The organism is Bacillus cereus group sp. BfR-BA-01350 (assembly GCF_022663775.1).
Taxonomy (GTDB): domain Bacteria; phylum Bacillota; class Bacilli; order Bacillales; family Bacillaceae_G; genus Bacillus_A; species Bacillus_A paranthracis.
Map to the genome: position 1 here is coordinate 240662 of NZ_JAKUGD010000002.1, position 24079 is coordinate 264740.

Genomic DNA, 24079 nt, shown 5'->3' on the forward strand with positions numbered 1-24079 from the left:
CTTCAGAAAAGATTGTCTGTAACACTATTACTTACAGTACCATAACCGTTGTTTTCAGTAAAACACGCTCCATCTAATGTAAGATTACATGAATTTACTAAAGTCGTAACATGTCATAAGTCTATTTTTGGCTATATTAAGAATAGATTCGTTTTCTATATGTTTTAGTAATTGTAAAAAAACTATTAAGTGTGAAGAAGGGGATATGGGAAGTTATAATATATAGAATTAGAAATGAGAATTTGATAGTATAGGAATAAAGGGTTTTAATAGCAGTATATTAAATGGTATCAATATACTGTTGCGAATGCTTTCATTAAATCTCTTGATTTGATGGGAGTATTTGATAGAATTCAAAAAATATAATGGAGGTTAATATGAAAAAAGTAATTGGCGCAGCAACAGCAACAGTTTTCGGATTGGGAGCATTTACTACAACTGCTACTGCAGAAACGATCGTAACAGCAGATGTACTCAACGTACGTGAAAAACCGACTACAGAATCAAAAGTGGTCGAAAAAGTAAAAAACGGGGAAGAGTTAAAAGTCATCAATACCGAAGATGGCTGGTCAAAAATTGAGTTAAATGGTAAAGAAGTATTTGTAAGCTCAGAGTTTACTAAAGATATTTACCATGTAACAGCAGATTTGTTAAATGTACGTTCTGAATCAAACACAGAATCAAAAATTCTTGGCAGACTGAAAAAAGATGATGTAATTGAATCAACGAACCAAGTAAAAGACGGATGGCTACAATTTGAGTATAAGGGAAAAACAGCTTATGTAAATGTTTCTTTCTTATCAAGTAAAGCACCCATTGAAAAAAAGGCTGACGAGAAAACGAAGCAAGTAGCGAAAGTACAAAAATCGGTTAAAGCTAAGGAAGAAGCTAAAACACAGAAGATAACAAAGGCAAAAGAAACAATAAAACCTAAGGAAGAAGTGAAAGTGCAAGAAGTAGCGAAACCTAAGGAAGAAGTGAAAGTGCAAGAAGTAGCGAAACCTAAGGAAGAAGTGAAAGTGCAAGAAGTAGCGAAACCTAAAGAAGAAGTGAAAGTGCAAGAAGTAGCAAAAGCTAAGGAAGAAGTGAAAGTGCAAGAAGTAGCAAAAGCTAAGGAAGAAGCGAAAGTACAGGAAATAGCAAAGGCTAAGGAAGAAGTAAAAGCACAAGAGATAGCCAAAGCTAAGGAAGAGGCGAAAGCACGAGAAATAGAAAAGGCTAAAGAAGAAGCAAAAGCACGAGAAATAGCCAAAGCTAAAGAAGAAGCAAAAGCGCAAGAAATAGCCAAAGCTAAGGAAGAAGCGAAAGCACGAGAAATAGCAAAGGCTAAGGAAGAAGCGAAAGCACGAGAAATAGCAAAGGCTAAGGAAGAAGCGAAAGCACGAGAAATAGCAAAGGCTAAGGAAGAAGCGAAAGCACGAGAAATAGCCAAAGCCAAGGAAGAGGAAAAAGCACGAGAAGCACTAAAGGCAAAAGAAGAGTCTAAAAATAACGTGCAGTCTGCTAAACGTGAATTAACGGTGGTGGCGACAGCATATACTGCTGATCCGAGTGAGAATGGTACATATGGTGGACGCGTTTTAACTGCGATGGGGCATGATTTAACGGCTAATCCGAATATGAGAATTATTGCAGTAGATCCGAAAGTAATCCCATTAGGATCTAAAGTATGGGTAGAAGGTTATGGAGAAGCAATCGCTGGAGATACCGGAAGTGCAATTAAAGGTAATCGCATTGATGTATTAATGGGTTCAAAAAGTAAAGCGATGAATTGGGGAAGACAAACAGTTAAAGTGAAGATTTTATAATAAATCTAGAATATAACATAATGAAAATAAGACTGACATATTCTGTCGGTCTTATTTTCGTACCATCACATCATTAAGAATTGCATCAAATATATCTTTTTGTGTGAAGTTATCTGTAAAAATAGTTTCTCTAGTAACTTCGATTGTATCGTGCGGATTATACCATTTTTGTAGGGAATCCTCACCAAATTCATGCCGCTTTTCCCTTGTGTTATGTCGTCGAATCGTTTCTTTTAACGATAAATCAAAGTAATATGTATACGCGTTTCCTTCAAAAAAATGTATTAATTCTTTCAGCATATCACCGTATCTACGACTGTTTAAAATACCTTCTAAAATAACAAACTCACATTTCCCTTTTCCGTACTTTGTAATTTCAAATAGTAAATCGTGTGATAAATTACCGATCGTGTCGTGTACTCTAAGCATATCTCTACGTACAACATCCTGCGATACTAAAAGTGTGCCTTGTCCGAAATGTTCTTGTAGTTGCTTTGCGATTGTTGTTTTACCACTTGCGGAGTTTCCTCTAAGGATGATTAATGTTGATTTTATAGGATTAGACATAATGTATTCCCCCAACGTGAATGATTATATAGAAAATTTTAACAAATGAAACGTAGAAAGTGTATAATTAATATGATGTAAATAAAAAAGGTGGGGGCGAAATGGAAGCGAAATTAAATAAGGCGCAGCCAATTTGGAAACGAACATGGTTTCGCTATCTTGGGGTATTTATAATTGTACAATTGTTGTTTATTATTTGTGAAGTAACTGCATGGGCACCAAACTTTAGACCTGGCGGAGAATTCTTTAATAGAGTATTAAATTCTCAATTTTTTACAGAATGGTTCACGCCATATAAAATTCCTCATTTTAATGTGTTTACAGCATTTTTTGCCATTACATTGTTACCATACGCACTAATAGGTGCAATGAAAGATTTCACTACAAGAAAAAATATAAAGAATTAAAAAGAGGTACTATATGCTATTTCAAAAAGATAATGTATCGGTTAGGTATGTAGTAGAAGAGGATGCACCAATCATTTCAAAATGGTTAACAGACCCAGAAGTACTGCAGTATTACGAAGGACGAGATGATCCGCAATCAGTAGAAATGGTACTGAATCATTTTATACATAATCCAAATAGTCCTGAAAAAAGGTGCTTAATAGAGTTTGATGATGTGCCGATTGGTTATATTCAAATGTATCCAGTTGATTCGGAGTGGAAAACATTATATGGCTATGAAGAATTGCAAAATGTATGGGGGATGGATCAATTTATTGGAGAACCCGCCTATTGGGAAAAGGGAATTGGAACTAAACTTGTTCAGGCAGCAATTACATATATTATGGAGAACACGGGAGCAGAAGCAATCGCAATGGACCCGAAAGTAAATAATGAACGTGCAATAAAGTGTTATGAAAAATGCGGATTTAAAAAGGTGAAGTTTTTAAAGGAACATGAACTGCATGAAGGGGTATTAGAAGATTGTTGGATGATGGAATATAAATAAAAGGGGGCTGCACGAAATGAAAAAAGCATTAATAGTAATCGATGTGCAAGCAGGTATGTATACAGCAGGAATGCCAGTACATAATGGGGAAAAGTTTTTAGAGACATTACAAGAGCTTATTGAGAAATGCCGTTCAAATGATATTCCGGTAATTTATGTGCAACACAATGGACCGAAAGACCATCCGTTAGAAAAAGGTACAGATGGGTGGAAAATCCATGCAGCAATTGCTCCACTAGAGGGAGACAGTATCGTTGAAAAAACGGCGCCAGATTCATTTTATAAGACAAACTTAAACGAAGTGTTACAAGAAAAAGGGATTGAACACGTTATTCTTTCAGGAATGCAAACGGAGTACTGTGTGGATACGACAATGCGCAGAGCGTTTAGTGAAGGGTATAAAGTAACGTTAGTGAGCGATGCACATAGTACGTTTGATACAGAGGTGTTACGTGCTGAAGACATTGTGAAGCATCATAACGTAGTGTTTGGAGCGTTTGCTAATGTTGTTACGTTAAAAGATTTGAAAGAAACTGTCTCTAAATAAGAGGCAGTTTTTTATTAGAGGAAATCGTGTCAAATAATGTCGGTAAGTCGATATCCTTTGTCGAAACGTCGATATATTGCAATAATCGTTAATATATTTGAAAAATCGTCGATATAATTTCACGTACCATAATAAAAACACAAAAAAAGGAGCTCCACATAATTAAAAAGGGCGCTCCTGTATCAAAATATTATTTCTTCTTATCTTTATCCAATATATTCTGTTCTTCCGCAAACTCCGTACCATATGCGAAACGTCGATTAATATGAATATTATCGTTGTGGTGCCTTGTGCGGGAGCTAGAGAAGCGATGAACGATTACTTCTGATAATGTAAAGACAATCGCGGAAAGGATGCTTCCCCATGCAATTTGCATATAGTTGTCCAATAAAATATTACCGAAAATCCATACGCTTAAATATGTTAGTAAGAAATCCGACATAATGGCACCAGTATTGCCAATTCGATTTAAAATAATTTTATCAACGAACATATAAGATACGATTGTAACGAAGAGACTGAACGAAATAATTTGGACGAACGTTGCTGGGAAAAATAAAGCGAGTCCGATACTAAATGCGATAATGCACGATATAAACTTGATAAGCACTACTGTGAAATCATTCAAAATTTACACCTCCGTTTTATCCATAGTTTTGCAATAAATATAGGAGTTCATACATTGTAACGGATATATTTACATAAAACTTTTTCATGCCAATTATTTGTCTAAATATTAAAAAAACAAAGGAAAAATGTTATAGTAAAATGAGAGTATATGACATTTTTAGGTAAGGGGGAATCCTCGGTGTGGATTACTTCAGAAGTAGAAATCCCAGACGAGTTAATTGATCATCTTGAAAAAGGAAAGTTAGTGCTATTTGTTGGAGCGGGAGTTTCTATGAAAGGGAAATCAAACTTACCGAATTTTGATGATTTAGTTGATGAAATTGCAAAAACGTTATATGTCGAAAAACGTGAAATTACAGAACCGCATGATTATTATCTTGGTAAAATTGCGAAAACAAAAGATGTACATCAAGTTGCAAGAGATTTAGTTCATATTGAAAAGTCAAAGCCGAATCCGCTTCATTATGCGATTCCGAGGTTGTTTCCTTTAGATACAGAAGTCCGCATTGTAACAACAAATTTTGATCGACATTTTACAACTGCGATGAAAGAAATGAATAGAGAATTAAACGTATATTACGCACCTGCGTTACCTACAGGTAGAGCGTTTAAAGGACTCGCTTACATACATGGCAATATAGAACAAGAGAAAGAAGCATTAATTTTAACAGATGGTGATTTTGGAAGGGCTTACTTGACGGAAGGATGGGCGAGAAGATTTTTAGTTGATTTATTCTCGAATTATACCGTTTTGTTCGTTGGATATAGCCATAATGATCCAGTAATGAAATATTTAGCAACTGGTTTACCACCAAGTACAAGACGTTATGCATTTGTCGCACAAGGGGAAAATACGTACCACTGGGAGCATTTAGGAATACGGCCGATTGTATATCCGAATAAAGGTAATAATCATCAATCTCTCGTTAAAGCAGTAAAACGATGGGCGGAGTTAATGGGGGATAATTATATTACAAAACGAATGCGAATTCGTGACATAGTAACAGTTCCACCGTCAGTAGAGCAGGAACAATTATCATACATAAAACAATCCATAAAAAAAATTGAAACAGTCCGCTACTTCGTTGAATTTGCTCACGATTATGAATGGGTGGAATGGCTTGAAGCGGAAGGGAAATTACAAAATTTATTTTTAATTACATCAAACTATAACGAGGTAGATGAATTACTTGCAAAATGGTTAGTGGAACAATTTCTTTTTAGTCATCAAAAAGAATTATTTCAATTGATTTTTAAAAATCACTCTAAACTATCTCCGTTATTATGGAGAACAATTTGTAGCTACTTAAACGAAACGAAAATGAAAATGGACCCGTTGTTGTTTGCAAGATGGACACTGCTTTTATTAGAAACAGCTGAAAAAGATAGTAAATCGATTGAAACAATTTCTTACTTATTGCAAAAATGTTCTTTTCCTGAGCATAAAGAAATCGCTTTATTGTTATTAACGTTTATTTTGGACGGAAAACTTAAGTTGAAGCGTGAAAGAAAGTGGGGAAATGATACCGGGGAATCAATAGAACTTGAGGAATCGAGTCGTTTACCCGTGTCTATATTTTCTTATGTGGAGCAAATTTGGAATGAAAAGATGAGACCGCATATTTCTTATTACGCCGTTCCAATTATGATGATGGGAATAGAGAAGTTGCGGATGTTATCACTAAGGCAAACAGCACTGAAAAAAAGGGATAAGGAAAATGTGGAAAAAGAGTTTCAGCAAAATGATCTTGCATTTTTAATTCAAATTGTAAAAGAATGTTTAGCCTATCTATGTGAAAACAATGAGAAAAAAGCAAATTATTATATTACAGAAATGATAGAAGCAAACAGCATACTTCAAAACCGAATTGCAATTGATGCGATGAATAAAAATATATTTGTTAGCGCCGATGAGAAAATGAAATGGTTGTTACAGGAAGGAATTCTTTTAGACGTCACGTATAAACAAGAAGTTTTTCAACTTATAAAAAATCATTTCGCACTCTCTTTAGAAAAAACAAAGGAAGAAGTCATTCAAATTGTATTAAAGGACCTTGCGGAGGAAAGAGCATTTGATGTTTGTTTCGTGTTGGATTTATTATTCACTTGTGATTCGAATAGTCCATCTACAGCAAAAGGTTACGAGTTAATGAAGCAAAAACATCCTCATTTTCATTCTGAGCGATACAGTGTACAAAAGAAAGAGGCGGCAGAACAAAGTATTACTTGTAATGTGACAGCTGATGGATTATTGCAACTAAAAGACGATGAAATTATGAAGCAAGTTCAGCAATTTTCTCAAGATGGTGTTTTTGAACAACGTCATTTTTTAGAGATGTTATCGAAAGCATGTAAATTGAATACAGAATGGAGTATTTCATTTGCATATCAATTAGTTGGAATGCACGAAATAAGTAATGAAGTATGGTTTGTTTGTATTAGGGAGTGGCGAAATAACCGAGGACTGACAAATGAACAAATACAAAAAGTTATTCCTCTATTACAGAAATTCGTTAGAAATACAGCTTTTCATTGGTTAATTAGTAGCTTTCTATATGAAATTAGTAATCGATTAGAAGAGTTAGAGGAAAATAGTATACGCAATGTAAAGCGGTTTGCTTTTTCGGTATTCCCTCAAGTCATGAAAAGTGACACGGATTTTAAGCTGGCAAAACAAGATTTTTACAATGAATCGATTCAGCATCCTGTTGGGAAAATGACAGCAGTATTATTAAAACTGTTATCATATGATCATTTATACGATCGTAATGTGTATGAATATTTATTTTTGTTTGAAGAACAAGTAAGAATTAGTACAGAACGAACAAATTTTATGATAGCTCGTTTAGTAGCAGATATTACATTTCTTTATCATATTGAGAAGCAATGGTGCCGAAAATATTTGTTACCGTACTTAGAGTTAAAGAAGGAAAATGAGATTACGAAATATGCATGGGCTGGCCTATGTTACACACAAATCAACTTACCTTTATTTACAGAAATGAAGCGATTTATTAAGTATGCGGTAGAACATTTGAAAGTATTACATCCGCATACGAGGGAAGCTTTCTTAAAATGGCTCAGTTTTGTATTTATTAAATGTGTACTGTATTGGGAGCAAAAAACAGATTGGTTATACCCTTTACTTATACGAGAAAATGAAGAAAATAAAATTAAATTTATGCAGTTCTTATGCTATTATGTCAAAACGTTAAGTGCAAAAGAACAACAAAAATTTTGGGCAGCTTGGCTCAGTATATTTTTGCGAGAGCGACCGAAAATGGGGGGAATCACAGCTAGAGAATATGTAATGCTTTTACGTATTATTTTATTTATGGATGAAATAGTAGAAAGAGGATTATCTATCATTTGTAAAACATTTTCGGACGTGGGTGGAAAAGGGAATCAAACGGAGTTAAAACAGTTATTTCATGAAATACTTGAAAAGACTGAGAGTATAAAGATGTATAAAGAGTTGTATGCAAACGTATTTTTCACTTTACTGCAAACGCTTCAGGAAGCTAATTTACTTGAAACTGAAATCATTCAAATAAAAGAATTATTAATCGGGTATAGAGTAGAAAAATGTGTAATAAATGCAATAGATAATGAGATAATTCGCATCGGAATTGTTCTGGAGAATTTACAAGAAGAAATGTAGGGCAAAAATGTAATTTTAAAAAATATATAAAAAGTTGTTGACAGTGTTTTGAAAAGCGTTCTATAATACGAATCATACTTATTCAATTTCAAAAAACATTTGAATAAACAAAGTGCAATGAAGAGATCACAGTAGTGGTTAGTCTTACTGTAACAGAGAGCTGGTGGTTGGTGTGAACCAGTACAGGGATAATCATGAATTACAGTCTTGGAGCATCTTTTTCGTAGTAAAGATAGTATTGTCTTTATGAAGAAAAAGCGGTCAATTGATCGTTAACAGTGAAGAGAGGTAGACAGAAATTTAGTCTACAACTAGGGTGGTACCGCGATAAATATCGTCCCTACTGATTTATTCAGTAGGGACTTTTTGTATTTTAGTGGCCCAACTTGAAAATTAAATATGCATGCGTTGAAAGGAAAAGCAGTAGTTGTTGTTTCCCTGTAACAGAGAGCTGGTGGTCGGTGTGAACCAGTACAAAAACAAGAGCGAATTACAGTCCTAGAGCATCTTTTTCGTAGTAAAGATAGTATTTATCTTTATGAAGGGAAAGACGGTCAGATGATCGTTAACAATGAAGAGAGGTAGACGAAAGAAGTCTACAACTAGGGTGGTACCGCGATAAATATCGTCCCTACTGATTGCATCAGTAGGGATTTTTTGTACAAAAAAAGTGGTTTTTTAACTAGTAGATAGTGTCTTTGTACGAATTATTAGTTTAAAATAAGAAGAGGTATCGATTCCACTTTAAATTTGTATAATTGACCAGTTCAGAAAATAGAGAATTTTTCATTCTCTTACTATACTTTTAAAACATTAGAGGAGGATTTCCAAATGGCAAATCATGAATTAGATCAATTACGTAAACAGGTAGATGAAATTAACTTACAACTATTACACCTTTTAAACAAACGTGGTGAAATCGTTCAAAAAATTGGGGAGCAAAAGCAAGTACAAGGTACGAAACGTTTTGATCCAGTACGTGAGCGTGAAGTACTTGATATGATCGCAGAGAATAACGAAGGACCATTCGAAACGTCAACGGTTCAACATATTTTCAAAACAATCTTCAAAGCTAGCTTAGAATTACAAGAAGATGATAACCGTAAAGCATTACTAGTATCACGTAAAAAGAAACAAGAAAACACAATCGTTGATGTAAAAGGTGAATTGATTGGTAACGGCACACAAACGTTCATTATGGGACCTTGTGCGGTCGAAAGCTTAGAGCAAGTTCGCCAAGTAGGGCAAGCGATGAAGGACCAAGGCTTAAAATTAATGCGCGGTGGTGCTTTCAAACCGAGAACATCTCCATACGATTTCCAAGGTTTAGGAGTAGAAGGATTACAAATTTTACGCCAAGTAGCAGATGAGTTCGACTTAGCGATCATTAGTGAAATTTTAAATCCAAACGATGTTGAAATGGCATTAGACTACGTTGATGTAATTCAAGTTGGTGCACGTAACATGCAAAACTTCGATTTACTACGAGCTGTAGGTAAAGTTAACAAGCCGGTATTATTAAAACGTGGATTAGCAGCAACAATTGATGAGTTCATTAACGCAGCGGAATACATCATTGCACAAGGTAACGACCAAATTATTCTTTGTGAGCGCGGTATCCGCACATACGAAAGAGCAACACGTAACACATTAGACATTTCAGCAGTACCGATCTTAAAGAAAGAAACACATTTACCAGTTGTTGTTGACGTAACGCATTCAACTGGACGTAGAGATTTATTATTACCAACAGCGAAAGCGGCTCTTGCAATTGGTGCAGATGCAGTAATGGCTGAAGTACATCCAGACCCAGCAGTTGCATTATCAGATTCTGCACAACAAATGGATATTCCGGAATTCCATAGATTCATGGAAGAGTTAAAAGGTTTCAAAAATAAATTATCTTAATTCCATATTATATATGCGCTGAAGAGGAAACAGTAGTGCTTATCTCACTGTTAAAGAGAGCTGATGGTCGGTGTGAATCAGTACAAAGATAAGCATGAATTACAGCCTTGGAGCATCTTTTCCGCCAACTTTTGGAGGGAAAGACGGTCAAATGATCGTTAAAGAAGAAGAGAGGTAGACAGGTATTTAGTCTACAACTAGGGTGGTACCGCGATCAATATCGTCCCTACTGAGCGCTCAGTAGGGACTTTTTTGTACAAAAAAATAGTAAAGGGGCAAGAGAAATGAGATACATTACAGCTGGAGAATCACATGGACCGCAGTTAACAGTTATTTTAGAAGGTGTACCAGCAGGTTTAACGCTGGAGGCGGAACATATTAATAAAGAATTATTAAGAAGACAAAAAGGGCACGGACGCGGAAGACGTATGCAAATTGAAACAGATACAGTTGAAATTGTAAGTGGTGTTCGTCATGGGATGACACTTGGCTCACCCATTACGTTAATCGTAAAAAATGATGATTTCAAACATTGGACGAAAGTAATGGGTGCAGAGCCAATTTCGGAAAAAGAAAGTAAAGAAATGAAACGTACAATTACGAAACCACGTCCAGGACATGCGGATTTAAACGGGGCAATTAAATACGGTCACCGTGATATAAGAAACGTACTAGAGCGCTCATCTGCAAGAGAAACGACAGTTCGTGTAGCTGCTGGTGCAGTTGCGAAACAAATTTTAAAAGAATTAGGCGTGGAAATAGCAGGGCATGTACTTGAAATTGGTGGAGTAAAAGCAAAACATATTTCAAACTTGTCAATTGAAGAAATTCAAACAATTACTGAAAATTCACCAGTTCGATGTTTAGATAAAACAGTAGAACAAGAGATGATGGATGCGATTGATAACGCAAAAAGTAGCGGAGATTCAATCGGTGGTATAGTTGAAGTCATTGCAGAAGGAATGCCGATTGGCGTTGGTAGTTACGTTCATTACGATCGTAAATTAGATGCAAAACTTGCTGGTGCGATTATGAGTATTAATGCATTTAAAGGTGCTGAAATTGGCATTGGTTTTGAAGCAGCAAGACAGCCAGGAAGTAAAGTGCACGATGAAATTTTATGGGATGAAGAACAAGGATACACGAGAAAAACGAATAATGCCGGCGGTTTAGAAGGCGGTATGACAACGGGAATGCCAATTGTCGTAAGAGGTGTAATGAAACCAATACCTACATTATACAAACCGTTAGCAAGTGTTGATATTGATACGAAAGAAGCATTCCAAGCGAGTATTGAAAGATCTGATAGCTGTGCAGTACCAGCTGCAGGGGTAGTAGCTGAATCTGTTGTAGCATGGGAACTTGCACATGCACTAGTCGAACAATTCGGAAAAGATCGTATGGAGTTAATTCAGCAAAACATTACGCAACATAATAAATACGCAAAAGAATTTTAATAAAAAGGTGGTTTTAACATGCAAGTAAAAGATCAACTATCATCATTACAACCATATAAACCAGGTAAATCACCTGAACAAATGAAAGAAGTGTACGGAGATCATTCGTTTGTTAAATTAGCATCGAATGAAAATCCATTCGGCTGTTCGCCACGAGTTTTAGATGAGTTGCAAAAATCGTGGTTGGATCATGCTTTATATCCTGACGGAGGTGCTACAACACTCCGTCAAACAATTGCAAATAAGTTACATGTGCAAATGGAACAAGTACTTTGCGGTAGTGGTTTAGATGAAGTTATTCAAATCATAAGCCGTGCAGTACTTAAAGCAGGAGATAATATCGTAACGGCAGGTGCAACATTCCCGCAGTACCGTCATCATGCAATTATTGAAGGCTGTGAAGTGAAAGAAGTTCCACTAAATAACGGTGTATACGATTTAGACGAAATTTCGTCAGCGGTAAATAATAATACGAAAATCGTATGGATTTGTAATCCGAATAATCCGACAGGCACATATGTGAATGACCGAAAATTGACTCAATTCATTGAAGGGATTAGTGAAAATACGTTAATTGTCATTGATGAAGCGTACTATGAATACGTAACAGCAAAAGATTTCCCAGAGACATTACCGCTTTTACAAAAACATAAAAACATTCTTGTACTTAGAACGTTTTCTAAAGCGTACGGATTAGCTTCTTTCCGCGTAGGATATGCAATTGGACAGGAAGAGTTAATCGAGAAATTAAATGTCGTACGTTTGCCATTTAACGTATCTTCATTAGCGCAAAAAGCAGCGACGATTGCTTTTGGTGATGAGGAGTTTATTGAGGAAATAGTTCGTGTAAATACAGAGGGATTACAACAATACGAGAGCTTTTGTAAGGAACATGATATTCCATTTTATCCATCGCAAACAAATTTCATCTTCTTGCCAGTTGAGAATGCTGGAGAGATTTATGAAGCTTGTGCACATGCAGGATTTATTATTCGTCCGTTCCCAAATGGCGTCCGTATTACAGTCGGAACAAGGGAGCAAAATGAAGGAGTGATTTCAGTGTTACAACAACACTTTGAAAATAAAAAAAGAAAGTCTCGAGATGAGGCAAATGCGTAAGAAGGTAGTATTAATTGGAACTGGTTTAATCGGAGGCTCTCTCGCATTAGCAATTAAGAAAGAGCACGATGTAACGATAACAGGTTATGATATATTTCAAGAACAAGTAGAGCGCGCAAAAGAATTACACGTAGTAGATGAAATAGCAGTAAATTTACAACATGCATGTGAAGAGGCACATTTAATTGTTTTTGCTTCACCAGTTGAAGAAACGAAGAAGTTATTACACAAATTAGCGTCATTTCGTTTACGAAAAGATGTTATTGTAACCGATGTTGGTAGCACAAAAGGAACAATTATGAATGAAGCGGAAGCTTTATTTTCAAAGGAAATTTCTTTCATTGGTGGACATCCGATGGCAGGTTCTCATAAAACGGGAGTTGAAAGTGCAAAAGCGCATTTATTTGAAAATGCATTTTATATTTTAACGCCAATGAATCATGTGCCAAATGAACCTGTGGAAGAGTTAAAAGATTGGTTAAAAGGAACAGGGTCACATTTCCTTGTTTTAAATACAGAAGAACATGATTATGTAACAGGGATTGTAAGTCATTTTCCGCATCTTATTGCCGCTGGATTAGTAAAGCAAGTGGAGAAACATGCAGGAGATAATCCACTCATTCATCAACTAGCTGCCGGAGGGTTTAAAGACATTACACGCATCGCATCTAGTAGTCCGAAAATGTGGAGTGATATTGTTAAGCAAAATCGTGAGCATTTAATGGTATTATTAAAAGAGTGGATCTCTGAAATGGAAGATTTATATGATACAGTTTCTAGCGGAGATGCAGGTGAGATTCAAAACTATTTTGCGGATGCGAAAGAATACCGTGACTCTTTACCGGTAAGAAAGAGAGGGGCGATTCCTGCCTATCACGACTTATACGTCGATGTTTTAGATAAAGTAGGGGCATTGGCTCACATTACAAGTATTTTAGCGCGCGAAGAAATTAGTATTACGAACTTGCAAATATTAGAAGCGCGTGAAGGATTGCTTGGGGTATTACGTATTAGCTTCCAACGAGAAGAAGATCGTATGAAAGCAAAGCTAGCGCTTGGAGAAGAAAAATACCAAACTTATGAAACAATTTAAATGAGAAGGTGAAAACGTGAAGGAAAGAACAATACAACCTGTTAATAACGGATTAAATGGCAACATTACAATTCCAGGAGATAAATCGATTTCTCACCGCGCTGTCATGTTCGGTGCAATTGCAGAAGGAAAAACAACAATTAAAGGTTTCCTGCCTGGTGCAGACTGTTTAAGTACGATTTCTTGTTTTAAAGAAATGGGAGTAGACATTGTGCAAAACGGTGATGAAGTCACTGTAGTTGGTAAAGGATTAGAAGGTTTACAAGAACCGAAAGCTGTATTAGATGTTGGTAATTCTGGTACAACTATACGTTTAATGTCAGGAATTTTGGCAAATACACCATTTTTCTCTTGCGTACAAGGTGATGCGTCTATTGCAAAAAGACCGATGAAACGTGTAACAAATCCATTAAAACAAATGGGTGCAAACATTGATGGCCGCGAAGAAGGAACGTTTACACCGCTAACAATACGTGGTGGAGATTTAAAAGCAATTGAATACACTTCCCCGGTAGCAAGCGCACAAGTGAAATCAGCTATTTTACTTGCAGGACTTCGTGCAGAAGGTGTAACAGCTGTTACAGAACCACATATTTCTCGCGATCATACGGAAAGAATGCTTGAAGCATTTGGCGTCAAAGTAACTCGCGAAGGGAAAACAGTGAAACTAGCAGGTGGACAAAAGTTAATAGCGACAGATGTTCAAGTGCCCGGTGACGTATCATCAGCTGCATTTTTCTTAGTAGCGGGCGCGATTATTCCAAATAGTAAACTAGTATTAGAAAATGTAGGGATGAATCCAACTCGTACAGGTATTATTGATGTTTTAGAGAAGATGGGTGCTACATTTACTGTAGAGCCAATTAACGAAGGTGCATCAGAACCAGCTGCAAACATTACAATTGAAACATCTTCATTAAAAGGAATCGAAATCGGCGGAGATATTATCCCAAGATTAATCGATGAAATTCCTGTAATTGCATTAGCGGCAACGCAAGCAGAAGGAATTACAGTTATTAAAGATGCACACGAATTAAAAGTAAAAGAGACAAACCGTATTGATACAGTTGTTGCAGAGTTAACGAAACTAGGAGCTCGTATAGAAGCAACCGATGACGGAATGATCATTTACGGAAAATCAGCTCTAAAAGGTAATACAGTTAATAGTTACGGTGATCACCGCATCGGAATGATGCTTGCGATTGCTGGATGTATCGCAGAAGGAAAAACAATAATTGAAGACGCAGAAGCAGTAGGCGTATCATACCCTACATTCTTCGAAGAACTTCAAAGGTTAACTAAATAAATGGATGAGAAGCAGATACAGGATGTATCTGCTTTTTTATATTGAATTTGTGTCGTTAAGTCTATATAATTTCATTCACCGCACTGTAATATTTTAAATTATGGTACAATTCAAATAAAGAAGGGGGAAAATTTATGAACGTCATACGATTAAAAGAAGATAAATTCAGAGAAGCATTGCGTTTATCAGAATACGCTTTTCAATATAAAGTTGAAGAAGAACGAATGCAGCAGCAACTTACAAGAATGAAGGAAAGTCATGAAGTATACGGAATTATGGAAGGTAATGACTTAGCTGCAAAACTACACCTTATTCCGTTTCATATATACATAGGAAAAGAAAAATTTAAAATGGGTGGCGTTGCAGGGGTAGCAACGTATCCAGAATACAGAAGAAGCGGATATGTGAAAGAATTACTTCAACATTCACTTCAAACGATGAAAAAAGACGGATATACAGTATCGATGTTACATCCATTTGCTGTTGCATTTTACCGTAAATATGGCTGGGAACTTTGTGCGAATCTTCTTGTATGTCATATGACAAAGAGTGATTTAGTTATGAAAAAACAAGTGATTGGTACTGTGAAACGTTTCAATAAAGAAAATCACTCAGAAGAAGTCGAGAAGCTTTATGAAACATTTGCAGAACGTTTTTCTGGTATGCTAGTTCGAAATGAAAAATGGTGGTTACAAGCAGTTTATGATGATTTAACATTAGCAATTTACTACGATGAAAATAAAACTGCAGCAGGTTACATGTTATATAAAATAGAAAAATCTAAAATGACTGTAGAAGAATTCGTACCACTGCATAATGAAGCACGAAATGGTCTATGGAACTTTATTTGCCAACATGATTCTATGATTAAAGAACTTGAAATGACAGTAAGTGAAAACGAACAGTTGCTATATACATTGCAAGAACCACGTGTGAAAACAGAAATAAAACCATATTTTATGGGAAGAATTGTAGATGTAGAGCAGTTCTTAAAACAATATGAGTTGAACTGGAACAACGTACAGCAAGAAGTAATCTTACATATTACAGATTCATTTGCACCGTGGAATAATGTATCAGTGAGACTTGCAAATTATGAAATAACAATTATAGAAGAACCGATGGATAAAGGGATTAAGCTAGATATAAATGCACTATCTACAATATTGCTTGGATACAAACGCCCATTAGAACTAAATGAATTAGAATTAATTAGCGGAAGCGAAGAGGAAATACGAGCGTTTGAGAAAATAGTTCCGGTACGAGATGCATTTATTTATGATTTCTTTTAAAAAATAGGGCTGTCCAAAATCAAATTTTGGGACAGCTTTCTCTTTGGGCGTCGGTTTTTGTCGGTAAGTTGATATATCCTGAAAATCGCTGATATAATTTTATTCACAAATAAGGGAATAAAATTACAACTATACGTAGTCACACACTTGACTTTTATTCCCTGTAATTTATAATTAAAAACGGAATGAATTTTCATTCCTGAAAATAGAGGTGAAAAAATGGCTAAAAATAAACAAGAAGACATTTTTGATGCTGCGATGCAACTTTTTGCAGAACGTGGTTACGATGGTACGACAATTCCAATGATCGCTGAAAAAGCAAATGTCGGTGCGGGTACTATTTATCGCTATTTTGAAAATAAAGAGGCGCTTGTTAACTCATTATTTTCAAAAAGTATGTTACAGCTTTCTGAAATGATAAAAACGGATTTTCCTGTTGAAGCAAATATTCGTGAACAGTTTAGTCATACGTATAACCGTTTATTTGAATTTGCGAGAAACAATGTGGATGCTTTTTTATTTACAAATTCTCACTGTGATAGTTATTTTCTTGATGAACAAAGTAAGAAAATATTTGACGATTTTATAGGCTTCTTTATGAATATTATTGAAGATGGAATCGCAAAAGGTTTTCTTCGTCCATTGCCTCCAGTTGCTTTAATTATTATTGTATATCAACCGTTAGAAAAATTAACGAAAGTAATTGCAACAGGGCAATTAGAATACTCGAAAGAGTTAGTAAAAGAATTGGAAGAAAGCTCTTGGAACGCTATTAGAATCATTTGATTCTATAGCTTTATAAGGGAAGGAATGAATATTCATTCCTAAATAGAATTAAAAAATGAGAGTAGGAGAGGGTATTTGTGCAACTAAAGGAATGAATATTCATTCCGGAAAGACTAGTTTAATAGAGTTTACAAAATAATGTAATAAAATGATAGGAATGAATATTCATTCCGTAACTAACATAAAATTTTAATCGCGGGAGATGATGCAAATGAGCAAGCTGAGAAATTGGAGAAGTTTATCTTTTCTATTGTGGATAGTTATTACCATTACAATGATCGTTACGATGCCTAATATGGATAAATTAGTGAAAGAAAAAGGGCACATTACGATTCCTGATACAGAACAAAGTAGTATTGCTGACAAAATGATAAAAGAAATGAATAAAGACGGGACAGAAAAGTATGAGATTATAGCAGTTTTTAATAGTGGTAGTAAAACAGCTTTAACGACTGAACAAAAAGAGGAAATAACAAAAACAATCAATGCTTTGCAAAATGAAAAAGAACAATTAGGAATTAAAGAAGTTGTTTCACATTTAGATAATAAAGAATTAGAGAAACAATTAGTTTCTAAAGATAATACGACTATTTTAACGCAAATATCGATAGATAAAAAACATGGTGAAATATCGAAAGTTTCAAATACTCTTCATAATAAAGTGAAAACGAAAGGGGTAAAAACGTACTTAACAGGAAGTGACTTAATCGCGGGTGATTTTCTTATATCTTCTCAAGAGGGAGTGAAAAAGACTGAAGTTATTTCAATTATTTTCATTCTAGTTATATTAATCATTGTATTTCGTTCACCGATTGTTCCAATTGTTTCTCTTCTTACTGTTGGGGTATCATATTTAGTTTCAATGGGGATTATTGCTCATCTTGTAGATCAATTTAATTTTCCGTTTTCTAACTTTACACAAGTGTTTGTCGTTGTTGTCCTGTTTGGGGTAGGAACGGACTATAACATTTTATTATTTACGAGATTTAAAGAAGAATTAAGTAAACAAGAAAACGCATTTTTGGCTACGAAAGAAACATTTAAATCGGCAGGGAAAACCGTTTTATATAGCGGGATAGCAGTACTAATTGGTTTTGCATCTCTTGCTTTAGCGAGTTTTAAATTATATCAATCTACTTCAGCGGTAGCAATTGGTGTCGCAGTTTTATTACTAGTATTAACTACGTTAAATCCGTTTTTCATGGTGCTTTTAGGAAAAGGGATGTTTTATCCCGTTAAAACATTTAAAGGTCATGAAGACAGTCGTCTATGGGGATTCTTTGCGAAAAACTCAGTAGTGAGACCATTTGTAGCTTTAATTATTGTATTCGTGATATCGATTCCTTTCATATTAAAGTATTCTAATACACTTAATTACAACGATTTATTTGAAGTAGACAATAAATATGAGTCGAAAATGGGGATTAACGTAATAGAAGAACATTTTCCACCTGGTTTTTCTTCACCAAGTACGTTAGTCATTCAATCGAATAACAAGTTAGATGAGGCGAGTTCGCTTCAAACTTTAGATGAACTAACTGATAAGATTTTGAAAGTGAAAGGTGTTTCAGAAGTATATTCACCGACACGTCCAACTGGTGATAGGATTAAAGAACTATATATAAATAAACAAGCGGGTGAACTAAATACAGGTTTAGGAGATGCCAATGGTGGTATAAAGGAAATTAATGATGGATTAACTACTGCGAAAGATAAGATGGGTAATAAGGACTCAAATAGTCTTGCAAACGTTCAAAAGTTAATTGATGGAACAAATGAAGCGAAAAATGGTGTATCGGCATTAGGAACAGCTTTAAATCAACTATCAAATGGCATAAATGACGGAGCAAAAGGTGCGCAGCAAATTGAGAGTGGGTTAACTTCAGTAAATGAAAATATAAGTGTATTATCTCATGCAACTTCACAACTTCATGCTGGCTATACGCAGTTAGAAAAAGGTTTAAGTTCTTACGATCAATACTTCGGAAGTATTTCTCAAGCGATTGACGGTGCGAAGAAAGGTTATGAACAAATTGAAATGTTAATGACCAATTTCATTCAAACGAAACCAGAATTAGCAAATGATCCTAACATTCTGCAGACGATAGGAATTGCTAAAGAGGCTCAAAAGCAATTAGGTGGGCTGTCAAATGAATTAAATAAATTGAAAGCGCAGCACAATGCGGCGATGGGATCATTTAAAGAAGCGAATCAATCGTTATTGAAAGTGGATAACGGCTTAAAAGAAATGAGCAATGGAGTTACTAAGTTACAAAAAGGAGCAGCTGATCTTAAAAATGGATTAAATGAAGGAGCAACAGGTTCAAAACAAATTGCAAACAAGTCATCTGAGTTACAAACCGGATTAACGAAAATAAACGATGGGCAAGGTCAGCTATTAACCGGACTGAAAGACTTGCAAGAACAGATGGGACAATTACAATCAGGACTATCTAAAAGTACAGAAGGCCTTGAAAAGGTAAGTAACGGCCTAGGGGATGCTCAGAAATATTTAGGAGAACTAAATGAATCAAAAAGCTCTGAGAAATTTTATATTCCAAAAGAAGTTTTGGAGGGAGAAGATTTCCAAAAAGCTTTGAATACGTACATGTCACATGATAGAAAGACTGCTAAAATGACAATCATTTTAGACGTAAATCCGTATTCAAAAGAAGCGATGCCAGTTATTGAAGAAATTAATAAAACGATAGACGGTACGTTAAATGGTACAGAATTAAAATCAGCGAAAAAAGCAATCGGAGGTACAACAGCTAGAAACGTTGATCTAAAAGAAGTAACAGGTCAAGATTTCTTACGTACAGCTACAATTATGTTAATTGGAATTGCGATCGTACTAATCGTCATTACACGTTCATTATTAAACACCATCTTTATTATTGGATCGTTACTATTAGCGTACTTTGCATCATTAGGGATAAGTGAACAAATTAGTACGCATGTTTTACATGTAGATTCATTAAGCTGGAATGTTCCGTTCTTTAGTTTCATAATGATAGTCGCTTTAGGAGTGGATTATAGTATTTTTGTAATGATGAGATACAATGAGTTAGAAGGGGACCCAGCGACGAAAATTGTAACTGCTTCTCGTCATATTGGAGGAGTCATATTATCAGCAGCACTAATTTTAGGTGGTACATTTGCTGCATTGATCCCTTCAGGTGTATTAACGCTTATACAAGTAGCATCGGTTGTTGGTGTTGCACTGTTACTATTAGCTATTATTGTGATGCCAATATTGTTACCTGCTTTAATAGGATTAACGAGTAAAATGAAGAATTATGCAAAGAAATTAAGTGAAAGGAAATAAAAGAATCCACTTTTAAAAGTAACTGGTTCCGTTATAGGATAGAAAATATAAAATAACACACAAATTAGGGATGCAAAGTCACATATGATTTTGCATCTTTTTTTTACTGTTATTATAGTGTTTAAGCACTTATATATAGTTAAATTGCAAGGGAAGAGAAAAAGAAACCAGTAAAAACACCAGCGCAACGATTGGGGATTCCTGACAAAGTATTTGATTTAAAAGATATAATTTACTTTAGATAGTTCACTCAAATAATGGTGGACTATCTTTTTTAAAAGGTAAATGGAAAATTTATGTTAAAATAATGATAGAGATTGTGAAAAAATGTTCTTAAGTTAACGATCAGGCTAATTTAAGAAGGATTTTTTAAAGGAAATGTTGAATATCGTATTTTGAAGGAGTGATTGCAGTGGAGTAAGTAATTTTTTTAATCTTGGTTAAATACTTTGAGGGAAGGGATTTATAGCTATGAATACAAAACTAATAATAGTAGAAGGTTTACCTGGATTCGGAAAATCGACCACTGCAAAGCTAATAAATGAAATTCTAAACCAAAATAAAATTGAAGTTGAACTATTTTTAGAGGGGAATTTGAACCACCCCGCTGACTATGATGGTGTATCTTGTTTTAATAAATTTGAATTCGATAGATTAGTATCTAACAGTGGAGATTTTAAAGAAGTTCTTCTTAAAAGAGTTTTAAAAAAAGGAAGCAATTATTTATTACCATACAGAAAGATAAAAAATGAGTTTGGTGACCAGTTTTCGGACGAATTATGTAACAATATTTCAAGAAACGATATATATGAATTACCATTTGAAAAAAATGTTGAATTAATTACTGACAAATGGCAGGACTTTGCTGAAATTGCTCTAGAAGATAATAAGGTTTATATTTTTGAATGTTGTTTCATACAAAATCCATTAACAATTGGGATGATTAAATACGGTGAACAAAAAGAAAAAATAATAAATTATGTAATGAAAGTTGCAAAAATCATAGAGAATTTAAATCCAATGTTATTCTATGTAGAACAAGATGATCTTGAATTTTCATTTAGGAAGGCATTAAAAGAAAGAAATCCAGAATGGTCCAAAGGAATTGTCGACTATTACACGAACCAAGGCTATGGGAAAGAACATAACCATTTAGGTGTAGAAGGAGCGATAAAAGTTCTTGAGGCTAGAAGGGATTTAGAGTTAGAAATATTCGATATGTTAAAAATGAAAAAAGAAAAAATCAATAATACAAAATATGAAATTGACTCATATAGATCAATGTTAAAAGATAAATTAACAATACAAATGGTGAAATAGCTTTTTACACTACCTGGTGCTTTAGTTGGAGAAGGAAATGAAAACGCTCAGAAGATTTTCTGAGCGTTTTAGTTTGCTATTTATAATACGAAATGCATACAAATTATTGTATTATTTCAATTGATAAACATAATGCTCCAATTATAAATGTTTTTTCAAAATGAATCCTCTTTAAAACGTGTATGTAACTTTAATATAATTAAAAACAAAGGTTTTATTCGAGTTTGGAAAGAAAGGAATAGCAATCAACCGTTGCTATTCATCCAGCTTCTACTATATAATAGCTATAGTCTAAAATAATTGAGTCGTAATATGCGATTTTTTAAGACAATCGGTGAGAAAACGCTGAAATAAGCGGTATTAGTAGGAGGACACAAATGATTACAGTAAGTAACGTTAGTTTGCGTTTCGCGGATCGCAAATTGTTTGAAGATGTTAACATAAAATTCACGCCAGGTAACTGCTACGGTTTAATCGGAGCAAACGGTGCTGGTAAATCAACATTTCTAAAGATTTTATCTGGAGAAATCGAACCATCAACAGGTGACATACATATTACGCCAGGTGAGCGTCTTGCAGTATTAAAACAGAACCACTTCGAATACGAAGAGTTCCCAGTATTAGAAACTGTAATTATGGGTCATACTCGTCTTTACAAAGTAATGCAAGAGAAAAATGCCATTTATATGAAAGAAGATTTTAGTGATGAAGATGGTATGCGTGCTGCTGAACTTGAAGGTGAGTTCGCTGAGCTTAACGGTTGGGAAGCTGAGTCAGAAGCTGCAATTCTTCTTAAAGGTTTAGGTATTGGTGAAGACCTTCATGATAAGAAAATGTCAGAATTAACTGGGGCAGAGAAAGTAAAAGTATTACTTGCTCAAGCTTTATTCGGTCAACCTGATATTCTATTACTAGATGAGCCTACCAACCACTTGGACTTAAAAGCGATTCAATGGTTAGAAAACTTCTTAATGAACTTTGAAAATACAGTTATCGTTGTATCCCATGACCGTCACTTCTTAAATAAAGTATGTACGCACATGGCTGATCTTGATTTCGGTAAAATTCAACTTTATGTTGGTAACTATGACTTCTGGTATGAGTCAAGCCAATTAGCTTTAAAATTAACACAAGATGCTAATAAGAAAAAAGAAGAGAAAGTAAAAGAGTTACAGAACTTCATTGCGCGCTTTAGCTCAAACGCATCTAAAGCGAAACAAGCAACTTCTCGTAAAAAATTATTAGATAAAATTACATTAGATGATATTAAGCCATCATCTCGTCGTTACCCATTCGTTGGCTTCACACCAGAACGTGAAGTAGGAAATGACTTATTAACTGTTGAAGGTCTTTCTAAAACAATTGATGGTGAAAAAGTGTTAGATAATGTGTACTTCACTTTAAATAAAGGTGATAAAGTTGCATTTATCGGTCGTAACGATATTGCGATGACGACATTATTTAAAATCCTTATGGGTGAAATGGAGCCAGATAGTGGTTCATTTAAATGGGGCGTTACAACATCTCAATCGTACTTCCCAAGAGATAACTCTAAATACTTTGAGAACAGTGACTACAACTTAGTTGAATGGTTACGTCAATTCTCTCCACAAGATGAGTCAGAAAGCTTCTTACGTGGTTTCTTAGGCCGTATGTTATTCTCAGGCGAAGAAGTTAAGAAGAACGTTTCAGTACTATCTGGAGGCGAAAAAGTTCGTTGTATGTTATCTAAAATGATGTTAAGTGGTGCAAACGTTATTACACTTGACGACCCAACGAACCACTTAGACCTTGAGTCTATCACTGCATTAAACAATGGTTTAATTGCATTTAAAGGTACAATTTTATTCACATCACATGACCATCAGTTCGTACAAACAATTGCAAACCGCATTATCGAAGTAACGCCAAACGGTGTAATCGATAAAGAGGCTACTTACGATGAGTTCTTAGAAAATGAAGAACTTCAAAAACAAGTAGATGCAATGTACAAAGGTCAATAATAAATGATGAAAACCCTCGCTCTCGTTTTGGGAGCGAGTTTTTTTTATAAATTGTATTTTATGGATTGTGAATAATTATTCAAAAATAATTTTATTGAAGGAAAGAGATTTGAATGTTGTACATAGAAGAATGGCTGAAGCATAAATAACTGAAGAAATATAATATACATTAAAAAATAAATGTTATCTATTGTGAATTTAATTATATTACATTAATGTTCCAGAACTGGAGACATATTTATTTGCGAAGTAGGGAATAAAGGTATATAGTATGTGATGTCATAATTAGTGGATGAATCT

At 34.8% G+C, this 24079-nt stretch carries 17 protein-coding genes and 3 other annotated features; of the genes, 15 read left to right on the forward strand and 2 right to left on the reverse strand.

Features of this window, described 5'->3' with window-relative positions; all coding sequences use genetic code 11:
- Positions 1 to 377: 377 nt before the first annotated feature.
- Positions 378 to 1808 carry a cell wall-binding protein EntB gene (gene entB / locus MR147_RS05310; RefSeq protein WP_242303751.1) on the forward strand — a complete coding sequence of 477 codons (1431 nt, stop codon included), beginning with the start codon at positions 378 to 380 and terminating at the stop codon, positions 1806 to 1808.
- Positions 1809 to 1859: 51 nt separating this feature from the next.
- Here the strand turns inward: entB and MR147_RS05315 are convergent, their stop codons facing one another.
- Positions 1860 to 2375 (reverse strand): kinase, encoded by a 516-nt coding sequence (locus MR147_RS05315; RefSeq protein ID WP_071735995.1) that lies wholly within the window; start codon positions 2373 to 2375, stop codon positions 1860 to 1862.
- A gap of 101 nt (positions 2376 to 2476) precedes the next feature.
- Between MR147_RS05315 and MR147_RS05320 the strand changes: the two genes are divergently transcribed.
- From MR147_RS05320 to MR147_RS05330, 3 genes are read left to right on the forward strand one after another with little or no spacing between them, the layout of a single operon-like run.
- Positions 2477 to 2782 (forward strand): YfzA family protein, encoded by a 306-nt coding sequence (locus tag MR147_RS05320; protein ID WP_000387607.1) that lies wholly within the window; start codon positions 2477 to 2479, stop codon positions 2780 to 2782.
- A gap of 13 nt (positions 2783 to 2795) precedes the next feature.
- A complete protein-coding gene (locus MR147_RS05325; RefSeq protein ID WP_074609162.1) occupies positions 2796 to 3329 on the forward strand; it encodes a GNAT family N-acetyltransferase in 534 nt (177 codons plus the stop codon).
- 16 nt (positions 3330 to 3345) lie between these two features.
- Complete coding sequence (locus MR147_RS05330) at positions 3346 to 3876, forward strand: cysteine hydrolase family protein (RefSeq protein ID WP_074609161.1); 531 nt, start codon at positions 3346 to 3348, stop codon at positions 3874 to 3876.
- A gap of 190 nt (positions 3877 to 4066) precedes the next feature.
- Here the strand turns inward: MR147_RS05330 and MR147_RS05335 are convergent, their stop codons facing one another.
- Positions 4067 to 4504, reverse strand: a complete 438-nt coding sequence (locus MR147_RS05335) for a YndM family protein (protein ID WP_000997708.1) — start codon at positions 4502 to 4504, stop codon at positions 4067 to 4069.
- A gap of 150 nt (positions 4505 to 4654) precedes the next feature.
- Between MR147_RS05335 and MR147_RS05340 the strand changes: the two genes are divergently transcribed.
- The 11 genes from MR147_RS05340 (at position 4655) to MR147_RS05390 (ending at position 23779) form a co-directional block, all read left to right on the forward strand.
- Positions 4655 to 8167, forward strand: a complete 3513-nt coding sequence (locus MR147_RS05340; RefSeq protein WP_074609159.1) for a DUF4020 domain-containing protein — start codon at positions 4655 to 4657, stop codon at positions 8165 to 8167.
- A gap of 108 nt (positions 8168 to 8275) precedes the next feature.
- Positions 8276 to 8512, forward strand: a binding site (T-box leader).
- A 54-nt stretch (positions 8513 to 8566) separates the two neighbouring features.
- Positions 8567 to 8803 (forward strand) — a binding site (T-box leader).
- 195 nt (positions 8804 to 8998) lie between these two features.
- Entirely contained in the window at positions 8999 to 10075 is a 1077-nt protein-coding gene (locus MR147_RS05345) for a bifunctional 3-deoxy-7-phosphoheptulonate synthase/chorismate mutase (protein ID WP_001273582.1), read from the forward strand.
- Between the two features lie 9 nt (positions 10076 to 10084).
- Positions 10085 to 10306, forward strand: a binding site (T-box leader).
- Positions 10307 to 10359: 53 nt separating this feature from the next.
- Positions 10360 to 11532, forward strand: a complete 1173-nt coding sequence (gene aroC, locus MR147_RS05350; protein WP_242303752.1) for a chorismate synthase — start codon at positions 10360 to 10362, stop codon at positions 11530 to 11532.
- Positions 11533 to 11550: 18 nt separating this feature from the next.
- The gene (gene hisC / locus MR147_RS05355; protein WP_074609155.1) at positions 11551 to 12651 is read left to right on the forward strand and encodes a histidinol-phosphate transaminase; all 1101 of its coding nucleotides are present in this window, start codon (positions 11551 to 11553) and stop codon (positions 12649 to 12651) included.
- Complete coding sequence (gene tyrA / locus MR147_RS05360; protein WP_074609153.1) at positions 12644 to 13744, forward strand: prephenate dehydrogenase; 1101 nt, start codon at positions 12644 to 12646, stop codon at positions 13742 to 13744. The genes hisC and tyrA overlap by 8 nt, the downstream gene beginning before the upstream one ends.
- Before the next feature lie 16 nt (positions 13745 to 13760).
- Positions 13761 to 15050, forward strand: a complete 1290-nt coding sequence (aroA, locus tag MR147_RS05365; protein ID WP_074609151.1) for a 3-phosphoshikimate 1-carboxyvinyltransferase — start codon at positions 13761 to 13763, stop codon at positions 15048 to 15050.
- A 134-nt stretch (positions 15051 to 15184) separates the two neighbouring features.
- Complete coding sequence (locus MR147_RS05370) at positions 15185 to 16342, forward strand: GNAT family N-acetyltransferase (protein WP_074609150.1); 1158 nt, start codon at positions 15185 to 15187, stop codon at positions 16340 to 16342.
- Between the two features lie 219 nt (positions 16343 to 16561).
- Positions 16562 to 17128 carry a TetR/AcrR family transcriptional regulator gene (locus MR147_RS05375; protein WP_001107307.1) on the forward strand — a complete coding sequence of 189 codons (567 nt, stop codon included), beginning with the start codon at positions 16562 to 16564 and terminating at the stop codon, positions 17126 to 17128.
- A gap of 211 nt (positions 17129 to 17339) precedes the next feature.
- On the forward strand, positions 17340 to 20456 hold the full coding sequence (locus MR147_RS05380) for an MMPL family transporter (RefSeq protein ID WP_139302845.1): 3117 nt from the start codon (positions 17340 to 17342) through the stop codon (positions 20454 to 20456).
- A 471-nt stretch (positions 20457 to 20927) separates the two neighbouring features.
- On the forward strand, positions 20928 to 21776 hold the full coding sequence (locus MR147_RS05385; protein ID WP_242303753.1) for a P-loop NTPase family protein: 849 nt from the start codon (positions 20928 to 20930) through the stop codon (positions 21774 to 21776).
- Between the two features lie 377 nt (positions 21777 to 22153).
- Positions 22154 to 23779: an ABC-F family ATP-binding cassette domain-containing protein gene (locus MR147_RS05390; RefSeq protein WP_000633868.1), complete on the forward strand. Its 1626-nt coding sequence runs from the start codon at positions 22154 to 22156 to the stop codon at positions 23777 to 23779.
- The last annotated feature ends 300 nt before the right edge of the window (positions 23780 to 24079 follow it).